We start from the raw sequence: 21,305 nt of genomic DNA on the forward strand, positions 1-21,305 counted from the left end.
GGTTTCCGCTCTCGCGTGGAAATGACCATCGTCACAGTGCGGTTTCCTTCGCACCCCGCTGGTTCCCTGTGCGGGGGGCGGTCCTTAGTCTGACCCTGTCAAGAGCATTGCGGGGCAACGTGAATCAGATGCAGGGCCTGCTCATAGCAGGCCGCTACCGGCTCGCCGATTCCATCGGCAGCGGCGGCATGGGCCGGGTGTGGCGCGCCCACGACGAGGTGCTGCACCGAAAGGTCGCCATCAAGGAGTTGACCGCAGCGCTCTACGTGTCCGACAGCGACCAGGCCGTTCTGCTCGCCCGCACCCGCGCCGAGGCGCGGGCCGCCGCCCGCATCAACCACTCCGCCGTCGTCACCGTGCACGACGTCCTCGAACACGACGGCCGCCCGTGGATCGTGATGGAGCTGGTCGAGGGCAACTCGCTGGCCGACGCGGTCAAGGAGCGCGGTCGCGTCGAGCCCGAGGAAGCGGCGCGGATCGGACTGTGGGTGCTGCGGGCGCTGGGCGCCGCACACTCCGCCGGGGTGCTGCACCGGGACGTCAAGCCCGGCAACGTACTGCTCGGCACGGACCGCAGGGTGCTGCTCACGGACTTCGGCATCGCCCAGATCGAGGGCGACTCGACCATCACCCGCACCGGGGAGGTCGTCGGTTCCGTCGACTACCTGGCCCCCGAGCGGGTGCGCGGCCACGACCCCGGCCCGGCCTCCGACCTGTGGGCGCTGGGCGCCACGCTGTACACGGCGGTCGAGGGGCGCTCGCCGTTCCGGCGCACCTCGCCGCTGAGCACCATGCAGGCGATCGTCGAGGAGCACCTGGACGAGCCGCGTCACGCCGGGCCGCTCGCACCGGTCATCGCCGCCCTGCTGCGCAAGGACCCGGCCCAGCGGCCGGGCGCCGGGGAGGCGGAGCGGATGCTCGCCGAGGCGGCGGAGGGCCGCCGGCCGGGCACCGCGCAGCCGTTCGTACCCGCCCAGGGCTCGGGCGCGTACCCGCGGGGGACGGACAACTCCGGCTACGGCATGACCGGTTACCCGACCGGCGGCACCGCCCCCGGCATCCCGTCGGGCGCGGGCCGCCCCATGACCGGGCCGACGGCCGTGGCTCCCATGCCTGCCGGTGCGGCGGGCGGCCGGGCACCGGCCCGGCGCCGGCGCCGGCTGCGCACCTTCGCGCTCGTCGTCGTCGCCGCGGCCGTGCTCGGCGGCGGCTCGGCGGCGGCCTTCCAGCAGTGGGGCGCCTGGGAGCAGAGCGACGGGACGGGCGGGACGGCGGGCCCGGCCGGCACGTCACCCTCCGCGAGCGGCGCCGCGCCGCGCTCCGACGGCACGGTCCCCGCTTCGTGGCAGCGGTACGACGACGAGTGGGGCTTCAGCGTCTACCTGCCCAAGGGCTGGTCGCGAAGGGTCGTCGGCGTGGACGGCGCTCTCCGGCAGGTCGACTACACCCCGGACGGCGGCAAGCACTTCGTCCGCATCGCCATCGACACCTCGCCGGACTTCGCCGACGCCAAGTCGCACCAGGAGGATCTGGAGAAGCAGATCCAGGGGCTGGTCGACTACCAGCAGGTGACCATGGAAGAGAACACCTACCGCGACTGCAAGGGCTCGCTGTGGGAGTACACCTGGACGGCTCTGGCCAAGGACCCGCCCCATGTCGCCGGTCCACGCCACGCCATCGAGGAGACGTATTTCTCGCGGGACGGCGCCGAGTACGCGATCTACATGTCGACCCCGGAGAAGGACTGGGCGAAGACCAGCAAGCAGTTCAAGTGGGTCCTGCAGAGCTGGCAGCAGCCGCAGTAGGAAGGCAAGCCGGCCGCTGCCGGCCGTTCGGCGGCAAGGGCCGCACGGACGGCACCGCCGACCGGCCCCGGACGGACGGCGCACCGCCCGGAACGTCCTCGCGTCCGGCGCCGTCCCCGCCGTCCCCGCTGCCGGGGGCGGTGCCCGTCGGCCAGAGTGCGGTCCGGGTTGGCCGATCGGTGCCCCGGAGCGGACAGGTCCGGTGCGGCATGATGGGGCGCATGGGGACCGAGGGAGCCGGGTTCCGGCTGATCGCGGGCCGTTACCGCCTGGAGGAACGCGTCGGGCGCGGCGGCATGGGCGTCGTGTGGCGGGCGAGCGACCAGGTGCTGGGCCGTCAGGTGGCGGTCAAGGAGCTCCTTCCGGACGACTCGCTCCCGGACGACGACGCGCGGCGCCGCCGTGAGCGTACGTTCCGCGAGGCCCGCGCGGTCTGCCAGCTGCGGCATCCGCACATCATCGTCGTGCACGACGTGGTGGAGCAGGACGAACGGCCGTATCTGGTGATGGAGTTGATCGACGGTGGTTCGCTCGCCGACCGGATCTCCCGGCACGGCCCGGTCGACGCCGCCGAGGCCGCGCGGATCGGCATCGCCCTGCTGAGCGCGCTGCACACCGCCCACGAGGCGGGCGTGCTGCACCGGGACATCAAACCCGCGAACGTCCTGATCGAGTCCGGCACCGACCGGGTCGTCCTCACCGACTTCGGTATCGCCCAGGTCGCGGGCGCCACCACGCTCACCGAGACCGGCTCCTTCGTCGGCTCGCCCGAATACACCGCGCCCGAGCGGATGTCCGGGCTGCGCACCGGACCGGAGTCCGACCTGTGGTCGCTGGGCGCGCTGCTGTGCACCGTGCTCAGCGGCGAGTCACCGTTCCGCCGTGACTCGCTCGGCGGCATCCTGCACGCCGTCGTCGCCGACGACATCCGCCCCCCGGTGCAGGCCGAGCCGCTGCTGCCCGTCGTCCGGGGCCTGTTGGACCGCGACCCCGACCGGCGGCTGGGCGCGGCGGACGCCGAGTGGATGCTGCGGACGTATCTGGAGACCGGCCGGACGCCCGCCGCTCCGGCCGTCCCGGCCACGGGGGGACCGCACGCCGGCGGGCGCGTCCACCGGATCGGTGGGAGCCGTACGCCGAAGACTCCCGAGCCGTACGCGCCGACCCAGCCGGATCTGCCCCGCGGACCGGTGCCGTCCGCTCCGGTGCAGCCGCTCCCGAAGCGGTCCTCCCCGCGCGGGGTGCTGGTGGCGGCGCTGCTCGTGGCCGCGCTGGCCGGGGCGGGCGTGTCGGCCGCGGCGCTGCTGCTGCACCGGCACGGGGACGGGGGCGGCGGCACCCCGGGCGGCACGGCGACGTCCCCGGCCACCCGGACCGGCACCGGCCCCGCCGGCTCCCCGGGTGCCTCGGCGGGCACGACTCCCTCCCCGGCACCGTCCGGAGCACGCCCGGCGCCCGCGCCCACCTCCGGTGCACCCCGGCCGAGTTCCGGCGGGCACACCGCGCCCTCCGGCTACCGCACGGCCCAGGACCCGGCCGGCTTCTCCCTCGCCGTGCCCGAGGACTTCACCCGCACTCCGCAGGGCGAGCGCGTCTTCTACTTCTCGCCGGGCCGGACCTTCCGCCTGGGCATCAGAATCACCGCGCCTCAGCCGGGCGGCCCGCAGGGGGTGATGGAACGCTCGGCCGCCGGCGGCCCCTCCAGCAACCCGGGTTACCACGACGGCCGGGTCACCCGGACCACGCACGGCGGACACCCGGCCGCGTTCTGGGAGTTCACCTGGAACGGCTTCAGCGCGGCGGAGGGGCCCCGCCACACCTACGACCTGTGCTGGGAGGAGGGCGGGCTGCTGTACGACGTCTGGGTGTCGGCGCCGGTGGGGAAGGTGCGGGAGGCGCGGGAGTACTTCGACGTGGCGGCCGACACGTTCTCGGTCACGGGTGTGTGACCGGTTCGCCCTCGCTGTTGGACCGGGCGCCGGGGCGAGGTAGAGATGACGCATGAGCAGTGACGGGGGAGTCGGCCACGGGGCCGACGACACGACGAGTTTTGTTCTGCAACCGCCGAGACCGCGGCCGGCCCCGGGCATCGAGCCGCACGCGACACCGGGCCCGGCAGCGCCGGCCGGGGTCCCCGGCCCCGCCGGGCCGGCCGCGCTCCCGGCCCGGACGGCCTCCGCTCCGGCCCCGGCCGCCCCCGCCGGGGAACCGGGCGCCGGGCGGCTCGTCGCGGGCCGCTACCGGCTGCTCGCCAAGCTGGGGCACGGCGGCATGGGCACCGTCTGGCGGGCCGAGGATGAGACGGTGGACCGTGAGGTCGCCGTCAAGGAACCCCGCCTGCCGGACCACCTTCCCGAGCGGGAACGGGCCAACGCCTTCGAGCGCATGCGCCGCGAGGCCCGCGCCGCGGCCCGGCTCGACCACCCCGCGGTGGTGAACGTGCACGACGTCGCGGTCGTCGACGGCCGGCCGTGGATCGTGATGGAGCTGGTGCACGGCCGCACCCTCGGCAGCACGCTGCGGGACGGCACGCTGGACGCGCGGGAGGCGGCCCGGATCGGTCTGCAGGTACTTGGCGCGCTGGAGGCGGCGCACGCCGCGGGTGTGCTGCACCGGGACGTCAAGCCCGACAACATCCTGCTGGGCCGGCACGACCGGGTGGTCCTCACGGACTTCGGGATCGCTCAGATCGAGGGCGACACCCGGCTCACGGACACCGGCGGCTTCGTCGGCTCGCCCGAGTTCATCGCGCCGGAGCGGGTGCTCGGGCAGCGGCCCGGACCGGCGAGCGACCTGTGGTCGCTGGGCGTGGTGCTGTACCTGGCCACGGAGGGCGTGTCGCCGTTCCGGCGCAGCAACACGCCGGCCACCCTCCAGTCCGTCCTCAACGCCACCCCGGCCCCGCCCGCGTCCGCGTCCGGCCCGCTCGCCGAGGTCATCAACGGGCTGCTCCACAAGGATCCCGCGCACCGCCCGTCGGCGGACCGGGTCCGCACCCTGCTGCGGGCGGCGGCGAGCCCCCCGCCGCCGCCCCCCGCACCCACGGCGCCCCTGCCGTCCGGGCCCGCCCCGGCCGTCGCCCGCTCCCGCCGCCCGCGCCGTCTCGCCTGGACCGGTGCCGGCGCGGCGGTGGTCGCGGCGGCCGTCACCGCCTGCCTCGTCCTCGCCGGTCCCTCCGCCGGCCCGCTGCCCGACGGCTGGGCGAAGCGGCCGGAGAGCGGGATCGGCGCCACCCTCGCCGTCCCCGAGGGCTACCAGGTCACCCGGCCGGACAAGGAGGACAGCGACCGGAACTGGGTGACGTACGCGGACTGGAGCGGCGGCATCTGGATCCGCCTGCACCTGGAGCGCCGGTCCGCGGACTACCCGGACCGGATCAAGTCCAGTGCGCGGGCCCAGATGTACGACGACAACGAGAAGTTCAAGACCCAGGGCGACTACGACCTGGGCATGGCCAAGGCCACGAGGACGGTCCCGGACGCGGACGCCACCTACCACGGCCGGCAGGCCGCCGGGAACACGGTCGTCCATCCGTCGGACGACTCACCCGCGCGCCCCCGCGAACTGCGGATCTTCTACTACCGCACCACGTCCGGGGACATGTACGAACTGGCGGTCGGCTACCCGGCCAAGGGCGACTTCACCGCCCGCGGCCGGGAGGTGGCGAAGGCGGCCGTCGCGAACCTGGAGATCACGAAGCCCTGAGGCTCCGGTACCGGCCGGGGGTGGTCCCGAACTCCCGGTTGAAGGCGTGCGAGAGGGCGTACGGGCTGCCGTACCCCGTCTCCCGCGCCACCGCCGCGAGCGGCGCGTCCGTCGCGCGCAGCCGGGTCGCCGCGAGCATCAGCCGCCACCAGGTCAGGTACGCCATCGGCGGACGGCCGACCAGAGCCGTGAACCGCCGGGCCAGCGTGGCCCGGGACACGCCCGCCTCGGCGGCCAGGCGGGCCGCCGTCCAGGGGGCCGCCGGATCGGAGTGCAGGGCGCGCAGCGCGGCCGCCGTCACCGGGTCGCTCAGCGCCGCCGGCCAGGCGCCCGTCCCGGCCTCGGCCGTCCAGGCCCGGACCAGGTAGACCAGCAGCAGGTCCAGCAGGCTCGGCAGGGCGAGGCAGCCGCCCGCCCGGCGCTCCGCCAGCTCATGCGCCAGCAGGCCGACGGCCGCCTGCAGTTCCGGATGCCCGCCGGCCCGGTGGGGCAGATGCACCACCTGCGGCAGCTCCGCCAGCAGCGGGTGCGTACGGCTGCGGTCCAGCCGGTACTTGCCGCACAGCAGCTCCACCTCGGGGCCGGGCCCGGGACGCCGTACGTCCGTGTCCCGCACCTCCTCGAACGGCACCGCCCGGCGCAGCTCCGCCGCCCCGGCCGCCGCGTGCGCCAGTACGTGCCCGGCGCCGTGCGGAAGCAGCACCACGTCCCCCGGCCCCAGAGGCACCGGCGCGCCGCCCCCGTCCGTCACGAGCAGACAGGAGCCGCTCAGTACGACGTGGAAACCCGCGCCCTCGTACGGCGCCAGCCGGACGCACCAGGCGCCGGCGACGCGGAGCCGGCTGGAGGAGGGGCTGCCCACCCGGACCGTGGAGATCGCATCGCTGACCACATCCATGAGACGGCAGCGTATCGAAGAGAGCCGGTCGAGCATTGGAACGCTCAACCGGGGCTTCTAGCGTCCTCGGTATGACCGATGACCACGTACAGAGTTTCCTGATCGGTGACGTCGAGGTGCTCCGCATCGTCGAGTGGCGGGGCCCGTACGCGCCGGCCGCCGATCTGGTGCCGGACTGCGGCCCCGACGTGTGGCGGGCCCACGCGGACGCGCTGGTGCCCGAGCACCTGGAGCCCGGCGGGGGCCGGGCCGTGGTGGCGCTCCAGACCTGGGTGCTGCGCAGCGGCGGACGGACCGTGCTGGTCGACACCGGGGTCGGCAACGGGCGGGAGCGGCCCGGCAATCCGCTCTTCCACCGGCGCGAGGGCGACTTCCTGGGCCGGCTGGAGCGGGCGGGGATCCGGCCGCGGGACGTCGACGTCGTGATCAACACCCATCTGCACGCCGACCACGTCGGCTGGAACACCGTGGACGCCGACGGCGAGTGGGTGCCGGCCTTCCCGCGCGCCCGGTACCTCCTCCCGGCCGCCGACGACCGCCACTTCGGCCCGGCGGGCGGTTACGGAGGCGGCACCCGCCCGGTGGACCGGCTCGTCTACGAGGACAGCGTCGCGCCCGTGCACCGGGCAGGACAGACGGTGCTCTGGGAGGACACGCACCGGATCGACGAGCACCTCGTGCTGGAGGCGGCGCCCGGCCACACCCCCGGCTCCGGCCTCCTGCGCGTCGAGTCCGGCGGCGAGCGGGCGGTGTTCGTCGGCGACCTGCTGCACAGCCCGGTGCAGATCCTGCGTCCGGAGTGCAGCAGCTGCTTCTGCCTCGACCCGGGGCAGGCGGCGCGGACCCGGGAACGGGTGCTGGAACGGGCGGCGGAGGAACGGGCGTTGGTGGTGCCCGCCCACTTCGGCGGGGCCGGGGCGGTGGAGGTGCGCAGGGCGTCGCACGGTTTCCGCCCGCACCGGTGGGCCGCCTGACCGCCCCGCTTCGACAACGGCGTGGAGCGCACGGTACTCATGTGACATGACCGAAGACGGCGAACTCCCGCCCGACGCACGTCTGATCGGCGGCCGTTACCGGCTGGCCGGGCGCCTCGGGGCCGGGCCGACCGGGACCGTGTGGCGGGCCCGGGACGAGCAGGGGCAGGGGCGGCCGGTCGCCGTCAAGGAGCCGCTGCTGCCCGGGGATCCGGCCACCGACGAGGAGAGCCGGCGGATCGCGCACCGGCTCCACCACGAGGCCCGGGCCGCCACCCGGGTGCGGCACCCCTCGGCCGTGACGGTGTACGACGTCGTCACCGAGGCCGGAACCCCGTGGATCGTGATGGAGCTGGTGGCGGGCGAGTCCCTGCGCGAGGTGCTGCGGCGCGGGCCGCTCCCGGCCGCCGAGGCCGCGCGCATCGGACTCGCCGTGCTCGGTGCGCTGCGCGCCGCCCACGCCGTCGGGATCGTGCACCGGGACGTCCACCCGGCCAACGTCCTGCTGGAGTCGGGCACCGGACGCGTCGTCCTCACCGACTTCGGCATCGGCGACGGGCACGCGGAGGACGCCCCCGCCGGCTTCGTCGCCCCGGAGCGGGCGGCGGGCCCCGGCGCCGGTCCGGCCTCCGACCTGTGGTCCCTGGGTGCGCTGCTGCGCGCCGCCGTGGGGGACGCGGACCCCGGCTCGCTGGGCCCGCTGGGCCCGCTGCTGGACCGGCTGCGCGCCGACGAGCCCGCGGCCCGGCCCGGTCCGCACGAGGTCGCCGCCGTACTCGGTGACTACCTGGGCCTCGGCACCGTGGAGGACACGGATCCGGCGGACGCCGCCGAGCCGAAGGAGCCGGAGCCGACCGAGCGGGCGGGAGCGCGGCAGGCGGGGGAGACGATGGGGCCGAGGCGGGCGGGGGAGACGGTCGGGCCGGTGGGAGCGGGGGAGACGGTCGGATCGGGGCGGGCGGGGGAAGCGGTCGGACCGGCGGAAGGAAGCGAGCCGGCCGGACCGGCAGAGCCCGCCGAGCCGTCGTCGCGTCCGGCGGCGGCCCCCTTCCCCGCCCCCGGCGCCCGCCGCCGCACCCCTCTCGCCGCTCTCGGCCTGCTGCTCGCGAAAAAACCCGGAACCGACTGATCGCCACCCGGCCAACGCCCTGATCAGCGCATTCTCTGCCAGTGATCACTGGCAGTATGTGAGCACTCGGTGAATCCGCGTTACCGACGGGTACACAAAGCCTGCGCTCCGGCATACCCTGCGCGTCATGACGGACACGCAGGCCCCGGACATCGCCGGTACCAACCCGCTCGCGCCCGCGCCCCAAGGCGCCCGCACCGCCGCCGACGTGGTCACCCCCGAGTTGGTGGCCCAGCTCACCAAGGGGGTCGTCGGCTCCGGCCGTACCGCCAACCACACCCCGTTCACCGGCGAGAAACTGGCCGACCTGCCCGAGTCCACCCCGGAGGACGTCCGCAAGGCGTTCGAGGCGGCCCGCGCCGCCCAGGCCGTCTGGGCGAGGACCCCGGTACGGCAGCGGGCCGCCGTCCTGCTCCGCTTCCACGACCTGGTGCTGGAGCGGCAGGCCGAGATCCTCGACCTGATCCAGCTGGAGACCGGCAAGGCCCGCCTGCACGCGCACGAGGAGGTGCAGGCCGTCGCCGTCGCGGCCCGCCACTACGGCCGCCGGGCCGCGACGTATCTGAGGCCCAAGCGGCACACGGGCGCCGTGCCGGCCCTGACGAAGGTCACCGAACTCCGGCACCCGCGCGGCGTCGTGGGCCAGATCGCCCCCTGGAACTACCCGCTGGAACTGTCCGTCGGCGACGCCCTGCCCGCCTTCGTCGCGGGCAACGCCGTGGTGATGAAGCCGGACACCGAGACCTGCCTCACCGCGCTGTGGGCGCGTGACCTGCTGATCGAGGCCGGACTGCCCGACGGCGTCTTCCAGGTCGTCCTCGGCGAGGGCCCGGTCGTCGGCCCGGAACTGGTCAAGCACGCCGACTACGTCTCCTTCACCGGCTCCACCCGTACCGGCCGCGAGGTCGCCGTCGGCGCCGCCTCCCGCCTGGTCGGCGTCTCCCTCGAACTCGGCGGCAAGAACGCCATGCTGGTGCTGGACGACGCCGACATCGAGAAGGCCGCCGCCGGAGCCGTACGCGCCTGCTTCTCCTCGGCCGGCCAGCTCTGCATCTCCATCGAGCGGCTGTACGTCCACGAGTCCGTCGCCGACGCGTTCCTGGAGCGGTTCGCCGCCCGTACCCGGGCCATGCGGCTCGGCAACTCCCTCGCCTACGGCGCCGACATGGGCTCGCTGGTCGGCGAACGCCAGCTCAAGACCGTCGAACGGCATGTGCAGGAGGCCGTCGCCAAGGGCGCGAAGGTGATCGCGGGCGGAGTGGCCCGCCCCGACATCGGCCCCTACTTCTTCGAGCCCACCGTCCTGGACGGCGTCGAGACGTCCATGGCCGTGTGCGAGGAGGAGACCTTCGGCCCGGTCGTCTCGGTCTACCGCTTCAAGAGCGACGACGAAGCCGTCGAGCGGGCCAACGCCACGCCGTACGGCCTGAACGCGTCCGTGTGGACGAAGAGCGCCCGCCGCGGCCAGGACGTCGCCGCCGCCCTGCGCACCGGCACGGTCAACGTCAACGAGGGTTACGCACCCGCCTACGGCAGCGTCCAGTCCCCGATGGGCGGCATGAAGGACTCCGGCCTCGGCCGCCGGCACGGCTCCGAGGGCATCCTCAAGTACACGGAGGCCCAGACGGTGGCCCGGCAGCGGCTGCTGCCGATGGCCCCGTCGCTGGGCATGGACGACGAGAAGTACGCCCGGTTCATGAGCACGAGCCTCCGGGTCATGAAGGCATTCCGGTTCCGCTAGAAACACCCGTTCTCGACGAGGAGAGCACGTGTCGCAGGAGAAGTCTGTCCAGACCCGGGACGAGGACGGGTACGACTACGACGTCATCGTGGTCGGATCGGGGTTCGGCGGCTCGGTCACGGCCCTGCGCCTGACCGAGAAGGGGTACAGGGTGGGCGTCCTGGAGGCCGGCCGCCGCTTCACCCGTGACGCCCTGCCGAAGAACTCCTGGGACCTCCGGAACTACCTCTGGGCCCCGAAGCTCGGCATGTACGGCATCCAGCGCATCCACCTGCTGGGCAATGTGATGGTGCTGGCCGGCGCGGGAGTCGGCGGCGGCTCGCTGAACTACGCCAACACCCTCTACGTACCGCCCAAGGCCTTCTTCGACGACCCCCAGTGGCGGCACATCACCGACTGGCAGGAGGAGCTGAAGCCGTACTACGACCAGGCCCGGCGCATGCTCGGGGTACGGCTCAACCCCACCATGACCCCGTCCGACGTCCACCTGAAGGCGGCGGCCGGGCGGATGGGCGTCGGCGACACCTTCCACCTCGCCCCGGTGGGCGTCTTCTTCGGCGACGGCAAGGACGCCGACGGCACGGTGAAGGTCCGGCCCGGCGAGCAGGTGGACGACCCGTACTTCGGCGGGGCGGGGCCCGACCGGAAGGCCTGCACCGAGTGCGGCGAGTGCATGACCGGCTGCCGGCACGGCGCGAAGAACACCCTCAACGAGAACTACCTCTACCTGGCGGAGAAGGCGGGCGCGGTCGTCCACCCCATGACGACGGTCGTGTCCGTCACGGACGACTCGCGGGGCGGCTTCGCGGTGGCGACCCTGCCGACCGACCGGAAGAAGAAGGGCGCGGGCCGGCTCTTCACCGCCCGCAGGATCGTCCTCGCGGCCGGCACCTACGGCACCCAGACCCTGTTGCACCGCATGAAGGCGAGCGGCCGGCTGCCGTACCTGTCCGGCCGGCTGGGCGATCTGACCCGCACCAACTCCGAGGCGCTGGTCGGCGCGCAGACCGACAACCGCCGCTACCGCAGGGCGACCGGCGAGCCGAGGGCCGACTTCACGCGGGGCGTCGCCATCACGTCCTCGATCCACCCCGACGAGAGCACCCACATCGAGCCGGTCCGCTACGGCAAGGGCTCCAACGCCATGGGTGGCCTGTCGATCCTCCAGGTGCCGTACGCGGAGGGCTCCTCGCGGGTGCTCGCCTGGCTGGCGAACGCGGCCCGGCACCCCGTGCTGGTCGCCCGCTCGCTGTCCAACCGGCGCTGGTCGGAGCGGACCATCATCGGCCTGGTCATGCAGTCCCTGGACAACTCGCTGACGACGTACCTGAAGCCCGGCGGCGTCGGCAAGGGCCTGCTCACCGCCCGGCAGGGACACGGCTCGCCGAACCCGAAGCAGATCAAGGCCGCGACCGAGGCCGCCTCGGCGCTCGCCGCCGAGATCAACGGCTTCGCCGGCAGCAACGTCGGAGAGCTGATGGGCACCCCGCTCACCGCGCACTTCCTGGGCGGCTGCCCCATCGGCGACACCCCGGAGACGGGCGTCATCGACCCGTACCACCGGCTCTACGGCCACCCCGGCATCTCGGTCGTGGACGGCGCCGCGGTCTCGGCGAACCTGGGCGTCAATCCCTCGCTCACGATCACCGCGCAGGCCGAGCGGGCGATGTCGTTCTGGCCGAACAAGGGCGAGGAGGACCCGCGCCCGGCACCGGAAGCGGTGTACGAGCGGCTGAAGCCGGTGGAGCCGCAGGCCCCGGTGGTCCCGGCGGACGCGTTCGGCGCGCTGCGGCTGCCGTTCCTGGGGATGCCGGCGGTACCGCCGAAGAAGTGACCGGAACGGCACGGAAGCAGTGACCGGAACGGCACGGAAGCAGTGTCCGGAACGGCACAGAGGGACCTGCATCCCCCTCCGAAGGCAGGTCCCTCTCGCCGTTTCTTGATCCGGCAGGTTTGATCGGCGAAAAGCGAGAAGGGTTGCTCCGGATACCCGGGAATTTTGCTGTGACGTGAGTCACGTCACGGGGTGCCTGTCCGGCCCAGGGCATGACGAAGGGCCCCGCGGGACGGAGAGACCGCGGGGCCCTTCTTCCGGTCAGCACCGGCGTCAGGGCAGCGCCGGTGCCGGGGAGCGGCGCCGGGGGGTTGCGCCGCTTGTTCCTGTGCCCTGTGGCCTGTCTGCAGTTTTCCGCCGGCCGGCCCCGGGCGTCCCCGGAGCCGGCCGTTCTCTTGAAATGACCGGGCTGCTGTCCCCTGCCGTCCGGTCACTTTTCTGGAGCGAGGTCCCACGGCGCACGGCACGACCCGTACGCCTCATCGCCCCAGCGAGCCACGCGTGGTTCTGTCGGGCCCGCCCCTGGCTGGCACGGACACCCCCCTCAACGAAGCGGTGCGCGGGCCGGTCACGCGCCGTACGGGTGAGAGCGGGACCGAACTCAGATGCGACCCCGGCACAGCTCCAGCAGGGTCATGGCGAGGCCGGTGCCGGGCTTGCCGAGCGCGTCCCGGTAGCGGCCGAGGATCTCCATCTCGCGGGAGAGGTGCACCCGCCGGCCGCCGGAGGCGATACGGGTCTGCTGGACGACGGCGGAGACCGCCATCCGCTCCTGGATGAGACCGATGATCCGGTCGTCGAGCGTGTCGATGCGTTCCCGGGCGTCGGCGATGGTCGCTTCCGGGGTGGCGGTCGTATCCGCGGTGGTGGTGGTCACGTCGGGCTCCTCGGTCGGGAAGGCGGAGGCCCTGGACCGACAGAACCCGGAAAACGACAGGCGCCCCGGGCCTTGTCGGCCCGGGGCGCCTGGGAAGTCGCTTGGCGTTCGCTCAAGCAGCACGACCATGGCAGCCGGCGGGCCGGATGCCATAGGTAAAGACGAAGGTCGTGTGCTGAAGCATGCGGCCAGTATGCCACGGCCCGCACAGGGGAAGGCCTGCCTCCCGCCCGTTAGACTCGGTAGCACAGACCCCCGCCCGACCACCAGAAGGCACCCCGTGTCATCAGCGACTCCCACTGGCGCCAGCACCGACACCGTCCTGGTCGTCGACTTCGGCGCGCAGTACGCCCAGCTCATCGCCCGTCGCGTCCGCGAGGCGCGGGTCTACAGCGAGATCGTGCCGAGCACCATGCCGGTGGAGGAGATGCTCGCCAAGAACCCCGCGGCGATCATCCTCTCCGGCGGCCCCTCGTCCGTGTACGAGGAGGGCGCCCCCCGCCTGGACGGCGCGCTGTTCGAGGCGGGCGTCCCCGTCTTCGGCATGTGCTACGGCTTCCAGCTGATGGCGCAGGTCCTCGGCGGCACCGTCGACAACACCGGGGCGCGCGAGTACGGCCGCACCGACCTGCACGTCTCCCGGAACTCCTCCACCCTCTTCGAGGGCACCCCGGACGAGCAGCACGTGTGGATGTCCCACGGTGACGCCTGCTCCGCCGCCCCCGAGGGTTTCACGGTCACCGCGTCCACGGACGTCGTCCCGGTCGCCGCGTTCGAGAACGACGACAAGAAGCTCTACGGCGTCCAGTACCACCCCGAGGTCATGCACTCCACGCACGGCCAGCAGGTGCTGGAGCACTTCCTGTACCGCGGTGCCGGCCTGCAGCCCGACTGGACCACGGGCAACGTGATCGAGGAGCAGGTCGAGGCCATCCGCGAGCTGGTCGGCGACAAGCGCGCGATCTGCGGTCTGTCCGGCGGCGTGGACTCCGCCGTCGCCGCCGCCCTCGTCCAGAAGGCCATCGGCTCGCAGCTGACCTGCGTGTACGTCGACCACGGCCTGATGCGCAAGGGCGAGACCGAGCAGGTCGAGAAGGACTTCGTCGCGGCCACCGGCGTGCAGCTGAAGGTCGTCGACGCCGAGCAGCGCTTCCTCGACGCCCTCAAGGGCGTCTCGGACCCCGAGGAGAAGCGCAAGATCATCGGCCGTGAGTTCATCCGCGTCTTCGAGCAGGCGCAGGCCGAGATCATCGCCGACGAGGGCCCGGCCGTGGAGTTCCTGGTCCAGGGCACCCTCTACCCGGACGTCGTCGAGTCCGGCGGCGGCACCGGCACCGCGAACATCAAGTCGCACCACAACGTCGGCGGCCTGCCCGAGGACCTCGAGTTCAAGCTGATCGAGCCGCTGCGCAAGCTGTTCAAGGACGAGGTCCGCATGGTCGGCCAGGAGCTGGGCCTGCCGGAGGAGATCGTCCAGCGCCAGCCGTTCCCCGGCCCGGGTCTGGGCATCCGGATCGTCGGCGAGGTGACGAAGGAGCGTCTCGACCTCCTCCGCGAGGCCGACGCCATCGCCCGCGAGGAGCTGACCGCGGCCGGCCTGGACCGCGACATCTGGCAGTGCCCGGTGGTCCTGCTCGCCGACGTCCGCTCCGTGGGCGTCCAGGGCGACGGCCGCACCTACGGTCACCCGATCGTGCTGCGCCCCGTGTCCTCCGAGGACGCCATGACCGCCGACTGGTCCCGGCTGCCGTACGACGTCCTCGCCCGCATCTCGACCCGGATCACCAACGAGGTCCGGGACGTCAACCGGGTCGTGCTCGACGTGACGTCGAAGCCGCCGGGCACCATCGAGTGGGAGTAGTCCTCCCCACGGACGCAGGTCACGTCCGCCTGAGAGTGCGCACCGGCTCTCCGGGCTTCCAGACCTGGACGACCAGATACCGGTCGTCCTCGACGTAGGTCCGCACGACCTCCGTCAGCTCGGTGCGAAAGAGGTGGAACGGCTGCGGCGGTTCCACCTCTTTCACGTACGCGGCCTTGGCCGTGCCCTCCCCGACCTCGCACGCCCGCCCGCTGATCCGGATGTCACCACCGCCCATGTCCGTCCCGTCACCGGGATTGACCTGGAGCGTGAAGCGCGGGTCGCGGCGCAGGTCGAGCGCCTTGAGGGAGCCCGGCATCATGCCGAGCCACAGCTCCCCGCCCTGGAAGCGCACCTCCAGGCCGGAGGTGCGGGGCGAGCCGTCCGCGCGCAGGGTCGCGAGGACATGGTGCCGGTGGGTACCGAAGCGCTCCTCGGCGGTCCTCGCCAGCTCGGGCTCGGCGCTGCTGAATGCTGTCCAGTTCATTCGGCCAGCATCCCCTGGAAACCCGACACCTTCTGTCGGGTATGCGCTGCGTACGGCATCTTTACAAACCGGCTCTGCCTTTTTGCGCCGCCCGGAGGTACCTTCCGGCGCGTACCTCAATCCCAGGACGGGAGGATCTATGCACGGGCCCACCCCGCCCCTGCCGCTGCCCACCGACCGGCTGAAGTTCGCCATGCCGCCGATGCACGAGTCGGCCGAGGACGAGCGCCGGCACCGCAAGGAGCGGCTCGCCGGCGCCCTGCGGATCTTCGGGCGGGCGGGATTCGAGGACGGGGTGTCCGGGCACATCACGGCCCGGGACCCGGAGTTCACCGACTGCTTCTGGGTCAATCCGTTCGGGATGCCCTTCAAGCGCGTCACCGTCGACGACCTCGTCCTCGTCAACCAGGACGGGCAGGTCGTCGAGGGCCGCTACCACGTCAACCAGGCCGCCTTCACCGTGCACGCCCAGGTGCACGCCGCCCGCCCCGACGTCGTCGCCGTCGCCCACTGCCACTCCGTGCACGGCCGCGCCCTCGCCGCCCTCGGTGACCTCATCGACCCCATCACCCAGGAGAGCTGCGCCTTCTACGAGGACCTCGCCCTCTACGACGCCTACACCGGTGTCACCGTCGACGCCGAGGAGGGCCGCCGGATAGCCGCCGCGCTGGGCTCTTGCAAGGCACTCGTGCTGCGCAACCACGGCCTGCTCACCGTCGGGGACTCGGTGGACGCGGCCGCCTGGTGGTTCCTGTCCCTGGACCGCTCCTGCCAGGTGCAGCTGCTGGCGAAGGCGGCGGGCCGGCCGGTGCTCATCGACCACAAGGCGGCCGTCGCCACCCGCGAACAGCTCGGCGGCGACCTCGTGGCCTGGATCAACTACCAGCCGCTCTGGACGGACATCAGCCACAGCGAACCGGACCTGCTGAGCTGAGACCGCCACCGGCCACCTCCCCGGCCGGCCGGAGCCGCAGCTGCCGGCCGGAGCCGCCGTCCGGACCACGACCCTGGCGTGAGCCGGAGCCGCCGTCCGGACCACGCCGCCGGTCAGGCGAAGCCCCGGAGTATGACCGTCTTGGTCATGGTGAACTCCTCGTCCGTGAGCACCCCGTCCCGGTGCAGCTCGCCCAACTCCCGCAAGCGGCGCAGCAGCACGTCGTGGTGGCCGTCCTGTGCCGGGAAGGCGGCGGTCGCCGGACGCCGGCCGGCGGACGCGTCCTCCGTACGGGTGGAGGGGTGCGGCAGCCGGGCGGTGACGGCCGCCGCGACCAGCGCGGTCAGCAGATCCCGCCGCACACTGCCCCACAAGTCCAGGGCGTACGGGTCCCGCTCGGGCGGCAGCTTGGAGAACCCCGTCTCCCGGGTCACGAACCGCAGGAAGCCGTCCTCGTACCCGGAATTGGGCAGCCACTCCACCTGCACCAGATCCCCGAGGGCGATGACCCGCGGGCCGGTCGCGCGCTTGACCCGGTCGGCGGTGTCGGCCCAGTCGATGCGCACCTGGCCGCCGTCGAAGGAGACCGTGCCGTCGGAGGACCGCACCGACACCGGCACCGGCGGTCCCGGGAGCAGATAGCCGGCCGTCGGCTCCCGGGGCACCTGGTCGAGCAGCAGTGCGTGCCGGATCTCCTCGGCGATGTACTCCGCGACCCCCGAACGGTCCGCGTCCACCGCCAGCCGGTAGGGGTCCGCCGACTCCGGCAGCCGGCCGCCGGTGGCCTGGAGCAGCGGATCGGCGCCCTCGCGCAGCCGCATCCGCAGCCGCCCGCGCCTGCGTTCCGGCTCGTAGACGACACCCGCGACCGCCTCCAGAGGTACGGCGATCTCCCCGTACGTCTGCCGGAACAGCGGCACGGAGCGGTGCGGTCCCGGAGCGATCCGGACCGTGCTGCCGTCGAAGGCCCAGGTCCCGTCCCGCTGGATGATCTCGGCCATACCGAGATTCTCGCAGCCGGGTCAACACGGCGGATCCGGCTTCACCCGCAGTGACCCCTGCCGACCGCCCCCAAGGGCCCGAGGTAGGGCACAATTCGCTCCCAGCACATGGGAGTTGCCGGGCCGTCGCGAACGCCGCGAGTGCCTGAGTCAGGGTCGGCAGGGTCGGCAGGTCGTGGGGAAGGCGGGCGTCGGGCGTGGCGGTGCAGGAGGCGAGAGGGGACACGGGTGCCGACGGCGTCCACGACGGTGGCTGCACCTGCGGGGACTGTCCGCACGGCGCCCGGGAGGGACACCGGCGTGCCGTCGCCGCGTTCCTGCGCCGGCGCGACGAGTTCGCCGCCGGACGCGGGCTGCCGACGGCCGTGGCGCACTCGGCCTCGGCGTCCCGCCAGTGGGTGTCCGAGGAACTGACCCAGCGGGCCGAGGCCGTCGCCGAACAGGGCCGGGCCGAGGGCGCGGTCCGGCTCGCCCGGCTGTGGCTGCGGACGGTCTGCGCGGTGTGGGGCGCCGTCACCGTGCTGCTGCTGGCCGAGGCGCTCACCGCGATCGGCGCGGGCTGGACCGGCGCCCGCACCGCGGCCCTGCTCGCCGCGCTCGCCGTCGCCGGTGCGCTGACCGCCGCCTGTTTCCTCCACCGGGCGCGCGGCGGAGCGCTCGCGCCGGTGATCGGCGAGGACAACCGCATCTCCACCTCCCGTACCGTTGCCGCCTGCTGGGTGCTGTTCGTCGGTTACGCGGTCCTGCTGCTGGCCGCCCGCCTGGCCGCCGCCTCCGACCACGCCGAGCGCGACGCCCTGATCTCCGGCCTCGATCTGGCGCGCGGCGCGGGAGTGGTGACCGTCCTCGCCGTGGTGTGCGGCATCGCCGTCCTGGTCCGCCGGGTGGTGGGCGTGCGCATCCTCGCCCAGCGGCTGCAGAAGGTGCCGGCGCACCGCCCGCGCGCCGCCGACCTCCTCACCGACGACTCCGGCCGAGGCGCCTTCGCCGACATCCAGTACGTCGCCATCAGCGCCGTGGCCCTGCTGTTCGCCGCCGTACGGCTGGCCCGCCGCCCCGACCGGCTGCCCGACCTGCCCTGGGGCCTGGGCGTGGTCGTGCTGATCTCGGCGGCGACCTATCTGGCCGGCAAGTACACCGAGGGCGGCCGGCCGGTGATCCTCTCGGTGGTCCGCGCCCGCGAGCCCGGCGACCTCGACGGGCCGGTCCGCACCGGCGACGACATCGAGATCCGCGGCACCGGATTCGTCCCACCGGGCGCGCAGACCGCCGACCGGCTCTCCCGGACGGTCGTCCGCATCGGCACGGTCGACGTCCACGTCCCCCTGGTCCCCGTCACGGGCGGCTTCCGCAACCCCACCGACAACGCCCTGACCGTGCCCGTACCCGCGGACGTGGAGCCCGGTGCGGTGGACGTCCAGGTGGTGACCGCGGCCGGCGTGGCGACCAACCGCTACCCGCTCCATGTGACGGAGTGACCTCCGGGGAGGCGGACTCGGACGCCCGAAATCCGGAAAATCATCCGGGACAGGATTGAACCGGCTCCCTTCGTCATACGTATCGTCAGAGGAGGGGTGGCACGCGGGCGAAAGGCGGCTGACAGCGATGACTCACGGCATGCGGACGGACACGCACACGATGCGGCTGGACAGCCCGCGCGGCTGGCGGGACACCGCCGCCCACTACGCCCTGCTGCCGCTGCGCGTCTTCCTGGGCGTCACCTTCGTCTACGCCGGCCTGGACAAGCTCACCGACAGCGCCTTCATGCAGGCCGGCGGCGCCGGATCGATCGGCGACACCATGCGCGCCGCCCGCGACTCCGCCGCGATCCCGGCCCTGGTCGACCTGGCCCTGAAGAGCCCGGTCGGCTTCGGCTACGCCATCGCCCTCGGCGAGCTGGCCGTCGGGCTCGGCATCCTGGTCGGTCTGCTCGGCCGGCTGGCCGCGCTCGGCGGCGCGCTGATCTCGCTCAGCCTCTGGCTGACGGTGAGCTGGGCGACCACGCCCTACTACTACGGCAACGACCTCGCCTACCTGATGGCCTGGCTCCCCCTGGTCCTCGCCGGCACCCCCTATCTCTCGCTGGACGCGGCCTGGCGGGCCCGCCGACGGCCCGGCGGCTACCGCTGACCGCCCTCGGCGCCGCCCCGTCTGCGTATCCCCCGGGTGAGCGCGGCCGTGGCGCCGGCGAGGCAGAGGCCGCCCACGACCAGCGGGACGACCACGAACCAGGGGGTGTCCCACAGACCGGCCGCGTCCCCCGCGAACGCCGCGGCGGTGACGGTGAGGAAGAGCCCGGCGACCAGCTTCCCGGGCTGGAACTCATGACGCAGCACGGCTGACCTCCACCTGTCCCACACCGACGCCGAGCGTGAGGTCCAGCGTGCCGGCCCTCCGGGCCCCCTCGGCCGGCGCCAGCGTCACGTCCTTGTGCTGGGCGGGCTTCACGTCCACGTCCTTTCCACGGTCCCCGGGCAACCGGATGTCGCCCACCCCCACCTCGATGTCCATCCGTACGGTGACGTCCGCCGGCACGATCACCTTCAGCTGCCCCGCACCGATCCGCGCGTCCGTGGCGACCGTCCGGCCCCGGGCCGGCCGCACCCGGCTCAGGTCCAGGGTGCCCCGCCCCGTGCCGAGCTCGTACCCGGGCCGCACCTGGGCCGCCGCGGCCGGTCTCCAGGACGCCTTCCGCCAGTCGGTGGTGATGTCCCGGGGCAGGGCCGCCGCCCCGGCGAGCAGGCCGGCGGTGACCACCGCCAGGAACACCGTCCCGGCGCCGGTCCGGCCCAGGAACGCGCTGAGCGCGATACCCAGCCCGAACACCGCCAGCGCGCACGCGAGACCGGTCTGCAGGCTGGTGCCCAGCGGGTGGGTGTGCCAGCCGAGCCCGGTGCCCAGGCCGCCCGCCAGCAGGGCGAGCAGGAACACCCAGCCGCCGATCCAGCGCGGGCCGCGCGGTCTCGGGGGCGCGGCCCGCGGCGGCTGTATCGCCCCCTGGTGCGTCCAGGGGGCGGGGATGCCGACGTCCACGACCGAGGCGAGGTCCCGGTCACGGGCGTCGCCGGGCCCCCACAGGTAGCCGGTGCCGCCGACATGGGTGCCGTCCTTGACGATCGGGTCCCGCCACCAGGAGGGGTAGACGGTGACGACCGGGGGGGCCTGGGCCTCCGGCGGCGCGTCGGCGGCGGCCTGCGCGGCCAGCGGGTCGGGGTCGGGGGCGCCACGGCGCCGCGACCAGTACCCCGCGCCCGCGAGCAGCAGCGAGAGCACCGTGGCGAAGGCCAGCACCCCGCCGTTTCTCAGCATCGTCAGGAAGATTCCGCAGCCGACCAGCGCGAACAGCACGGCGGCCAGTGCCTGGCCGTCGACCCGGCCCGTGAAGAGCTTGCGGACCTCGTTCTCCTCCTCGTCCTCGTAGGGCACCAGGAGCCAGGCGAAGCCGTAGAAGATCAGGCCCAGGCCGCCGGTCGCGGACAGCACGGCCAGCGTGATCCGGAAGATCACCGGGTCCATCTCGGTATGCCGCCCGAGTCCCGCGCACACGCCCGCGATCATCTTGTGCCGCCGGTCGCGCCGGAACCGGTCGGGATGCCCGGCGTCCTCCCGCTGCTCCGGACCGTCCGCCGAGGAGCGGACGCCGGCCCGGGAGCCGGGGCGCGGGCCGGCCTCGGCGTGGGGTCCCCGGTCGCCGTGGCCTGTGCCGCTGCCGGCGGGGGCGCTGTCGTCGGTGTGTGTGCCTGTGGTGCCGTCGGTGTGGGCGCCGGTGCCGGTCCCGGCCGCTCCTGGATTCCCCGTCGCGGCGGGCGCGGCATCCGTCGGCCCGGTGCCCGGGGCCGGGCGCGGGCCGGGGCCGGGTCCCGGACCCGTCGCGGCGTGCTCGTGATCCGTCATGCGTCCATGGTGACGGCCCGTCCGCCGCCGCGGCAGTCGGGACGACCCTGGCCCGACCCTGAAATCGGCCCCGAGACGGGGCGGGGAGGCGTTCGACCGGCCCGGACCGCCGCGGCGGACCGCATCCGCCGTCCACCCGGACCGGCCCCGGCGGAAGATCAGGGG

The 21,305-nt window shown here is 73.7% G+C and carries 17 protein-coding genes; 11 read left to right on the forward strand and 6 right to left on the reverse strand.

What is annotated here, in order from left to right:
* Nucleotides 1-128: 128 nt before the first annotated feature.
* From FHS34_RS13930 to FHS34_RS13940, 3 genes are all read left to right on the forward strand, one after another.
* Nucleotides 129-1,805 carry a serine/threonine-protein kinase gene (locus FHS34_RS13930; RefSeq protein ID WP_184964844.1) on the forward strand — a complete coding sequence of 559 codons (1,677 nt, stop codon included), beginning with the start codon at nt 129-131 and terminating at the stop codon, nt 1,803-1,805.
* A 221-nt stretch (nt 1,806-2,026) separates the two neighbouring features.
* A complete protein-coding gene (locus FHS34_RS13935) occupies nt 2,027-3,754 on the forward strand; it encodes a serine/threonine-protein kinase (protein WP_184964846.1) in 1,728 nt (575 codons plus the stop codon).
* Between the two features lie 52 nt (nt 3,755-3,806).
* Nucleotides 3,807-5,510 (forward strand): serine/threonine-protein kinase, encoded by a 1,704-nt coding sequence (locus FHS34_RS13940; RefSeq protein ID WP_184964848.1) that lies wholly within the window; start codon nt 3,807-3,809, stop codon nt 5,508-5,510.
* Here the strand turns inward: FHS34_RS13940 and FHS34_RS13945 are convergent.
* The gene (locus FHS34_RS13945; protein WP_184964850.1) at nt 5,497-6,408 is read right to left on the reverse strand and encodes an AraC family transcriptional regulator; all 912 of its coding nucleotides are present in this window, start codon (nt 6,406-6,408) and stop codon (nt 5,497-5,499) included. The two genes, FHS34_RS13940 and FHS34_RS13945, sit on opposite strands and share 14 nt — an antisense overlap.
* A gap of 71 nt (nt 6,409-6,479) precedes the next feature.
* Here FHS34_RS13945 and FHS34_RS13950 point away from each other — a divergent pair, with 71 nt between their 5' ends.
* From FHS34_RS13950 to FHS34_RS13965, 4 genes are all read left to right on the forward strand, one after another.
* On the forward strand, nt 6,480-7,382 hold the full coding sequence (locus tag FHS34_RS13950; RefSeq protein WP_184964852.1) for an MBL fold metallo-hydrolase: 903 nt from the start codon (nt 6,480-6,482) through the stop codon (nt 7,380-7,382).
* Between the two features lie 46 nt (nt 7,383-7,428).
* Nucleotides 7,429-8,511 (forward strand): serine/threonine-protein kinase, encoded by a 1,083-nt coding sequence (locus FHS34_RS13955; protein WP_184964854.1) that lies wholly within the window; start codon nt 7,429-7,431, stop codon nt 8,509-8,511.
* A gap of 127 nt (nt 8,512-8,638) precedes the next feature.
* A complete protein-coding gene (locus tag FHS34_RS13960) occupies nt 8,639-10,252 on the forward strand; it encodes a succinic semialdehyde dehydrogenase (protein WP_184964856.1) in 1,614 nt (537 codons plus the stop codon).
* 28 nt (nt 10,253-10,280) lie between these two features.
* On the forward strand, nt 10,281-12,086 hold the full coding sequence (locus tag FHS34_RS13965) for a GMC oxidoreductase (RefSeq protein WP_184964857.1): 1,806 nt from the start codon (nt 10,281-10,283) through the stop codon (nt 12,084-12,086).
* A gap of 601 nt (nt 12,087-12,687) precedes the next feature.
* On the opposite strand, the gene FHS34_RS13970 is transcribed toward FHS34_RS13965, so the two are convergent.
* Nucleotides 12,688-12,963: a chorismate mutase gene (locus FHS34_RS13970; RefSeq protein ID WP_184964859.1), complete on the reverse strand. Its 276-nt coding sequence runs from the start codon at nt 12,961-12,963 to the stop codon at nt 12,688-12,690.
* Between the two features lie 280 nt (nt 12,964-13,243).
* On the opposite strand from FHS34_RS13970, the gene guaA reads away from it, so the two are divergent.
* On the forward strand, nt 13,244-14,824 hold the full coding sequence (gene guaA / locus FHS34_RS13975) for a glutamine-hydrolyzing GMP synthase (protein WP_184964862.1): 1,581 nt from the start codon (nt 13,244-13,246) through the stop codon (nt 14,822-14,824).
* Nucleotides 14,825-14,843: 19 nt separating this feature from the next.
* Here guaA and FHS34_RS13980 read toward each other — a convergent pair whose 3' ends face one another.
* Nucleotides 14,844-15,311: a pyridoxamine 5'-phosphate oxidase family protein gene (locus tag FHS34_RS13980; RefSeq protein ID WP_184964864.1), complete on the reverse strand. Its 468-nt coding sequence runs from the start codon at nt 15,309-15,311 to the stop codon at nt 14,844-14,846.
* A gap of 139 nt (nt 15,312-15,450) precedes the next feature.
* Here FHS34_RS13980 and FHS34_RS13985 point away from each other — a divergent pair, with 139 nt between their 5' ends.
* Nucleotides 15,451-16,245 carry a class II aldolase/adducin family protein gene (locus tag FHS34_RS13985; RefSeq protein ID WP_184964866.1) on the forward strand — a complete coding sequence of 265 codons (795 nt, stop codon included), beginning with the start codon at nt 15,451-15,453 and terminating at the stop codon, nt 16,243-16,245.
* A 113-nt stretch (nt 16,246-16,358) separates the two neighbouring features.
* Here FHS34_RS13985 and FHS34_RS13990 read toward each other — a convergent pair whose 3' ends face one another.
* Nucleotides 16,359-17,246, reverse strand: coding sequence for a DUF4429 domain-containing protein (locus FHS34_RS13990; RefSeq protein WP_184964868.1), 888 nt, complete (start codon nt 17,244-17,246; stop codon nt 16,359-16,361).
* Between the two features lie 197 nt (nt 17,247-17,443).
* On the opposite strand from FHS34_RS13990, the gene FHS34_RS13995 reads away from it, so the two are divergent.
* Both FHS34_RS13995 and FHS34_RS14000 read left to right on the forward strand, forming a co-directional pair.
* The gene (locus FHS34_RS13995; RefSeq protein ID WP_184964870.1) at nt 17,444-18,724 is read left to right on the forward strand and encodes a hypothetical protein; all 1,281 of its coding nucleotides are present in this window, start codon (nt 17,444-17,446) and stop codon (nt 18,722-18,724) included.
* Between the two features lie 127 nt (nt 18,725-18,851).
* Nucleotides 18,852-19,376 carry a DoxX family protein gene (locus FHS34_RS14000; protein ID WP_184964872.1) on the forward strand — a complete coding sequence of 175 codons (525 nt, stop codon included), beginning with the start codon at nt 18,852-18,854 and terminating at the stop codon, nt 19,374-19,376.
* Here FHS34_RS14000 and FHS34_RS14005 read toward each other — a convergent pair.
* Both FHS34_RS14005 and FHS34_RS14010 read right to left on the reverse strand, forming a co-directional pair.
* Nucleotides 19,367-19,582, reverse strand: coding sequence for a hypothetical protein (locus tag FHS34_RS14005; RefSeq protein WP_184964874.1), 216 nt, complete (start codon nt 19,580-19,582; stop codon nt 19,367-19,369). The genes FHS34_RS14000 and FHS34_RS14005 overlap by 10 nt on opposite strands.
* Nucleotides 19,569-21,140 carry a PspC domain-containing protein gene (locus FHS34_RS14010; protein WP_184964876.1) on the reverse strand — a complete coding sequence of 524 codons (1,572 nt, stop codon included), beginning with the start codon at nt 21,138-21,140 and terminating at the stop codon, nt 19,569-19,571. Before FHS34_RS14010 ends, FHS34_RS14005 begins: the two co-directional genes overlap by 14 nt.
* Between the last annotated feature and the right edge of the window lie 165 nt (nt 21,141-21,305).

Source organism: Streptomyces echinatus (assembly GCF_014203595.1).
Taxonomy (GTDB): domain Bacteria; phylum Actinomycetota; class Actinomycetes; order Streptomycetales; family Streptomycetaceae; genus Streptomyces; species Streptomyces echinatus.

Excerpts from the sequence above, each read along its gene's own strand:
- FHS34_RS13945 (WP_184964850.1), bottom strand. The coding sequence starts at position 6,408 with ATGGATGTGGTCAGCGATGCGATCTCCACGGTCCGGGTGGGCAGCCCC.
- FHS34_RS13940 (WP_184964848.1), top strand. The coding sequence starts at position 3,807 with ATGAGCAGTGACGGGGGAGTCGGCCACGGGGCCGACGACACGACGAGT.
- FHS34_RS13935 (WP_184964846.1), top strand. The coding sequence starts at position 2,027 with ATGGGGACCGAGGGAGCCGGGTTCCGGCTGATCGCGGGCCGTTACCGC.
- FHS34_RS13980 (WP_184964864.1), bottom strand. The coding sequence starts at position 15,311 with ATGAACTGGACAGCATTCAGCAGCGCCGAGCCCGAGCTGGCGAGGACC.
- FHS34_RS14000 (WP_184964872.1), top strand. The coding sequence starts at position 18,852 with ATGACTCACGGCATGCGGACGGACACGCACACGATGCGGCTGGACAGC.
- FHS34_RS13955 (WP_184964854.1), top strand. The coding sequence starts at position 7,429 with ATGACCGAAGACGGCGAACTCCCGCCCGACGCACGTCTGATCGGCGGC.
- FHS34_RS13990 (WP_184964868.1), bottom strand. The coding sequence starts at position 17,246 with ATGGCCGAGATCATCCAGCGGGACGGGACCTGGGCCTTCGACGGCAGC.
- FHS34_RS13985 (WP_184964866.1), top strand. The coding sequence starts at position 15,451 with ATGCACGGGCCCACCCCGCCCCTGCCGCTGCCCACCGACCGGCTGAAG.
- FHS34_RS14010 (WP_184964876.1), bottom strand. The coding sequence starts at position 21,140 with ATGACGGATCACGAGCACGCCGCGACGGGTCCGGGACCCGGCCCCGGC.
- FHS34_RS13950 (WP_184964852.1), top strand. The coding sequence starts at position 6,480 with ATGACCGATGACCACGTACAGAGTTTCCTGATCGGTGACGTCGAGGTG.
- FHS34_RS13960 (WP_184964856.1), top strand. The coding sequence starts at position 8,639 with ATGACGGACACGCAGGCCCCGGACATCGCCGGTACCAACCCGCTCGCG.
- FHS34_RS13930 (WP_184964844.1), top strand. The coding sequence starts at position 129 with ATGCAGGGCCTGCTCATAGCAGGCCGCTACCGGCTCGCCGATTCCATC.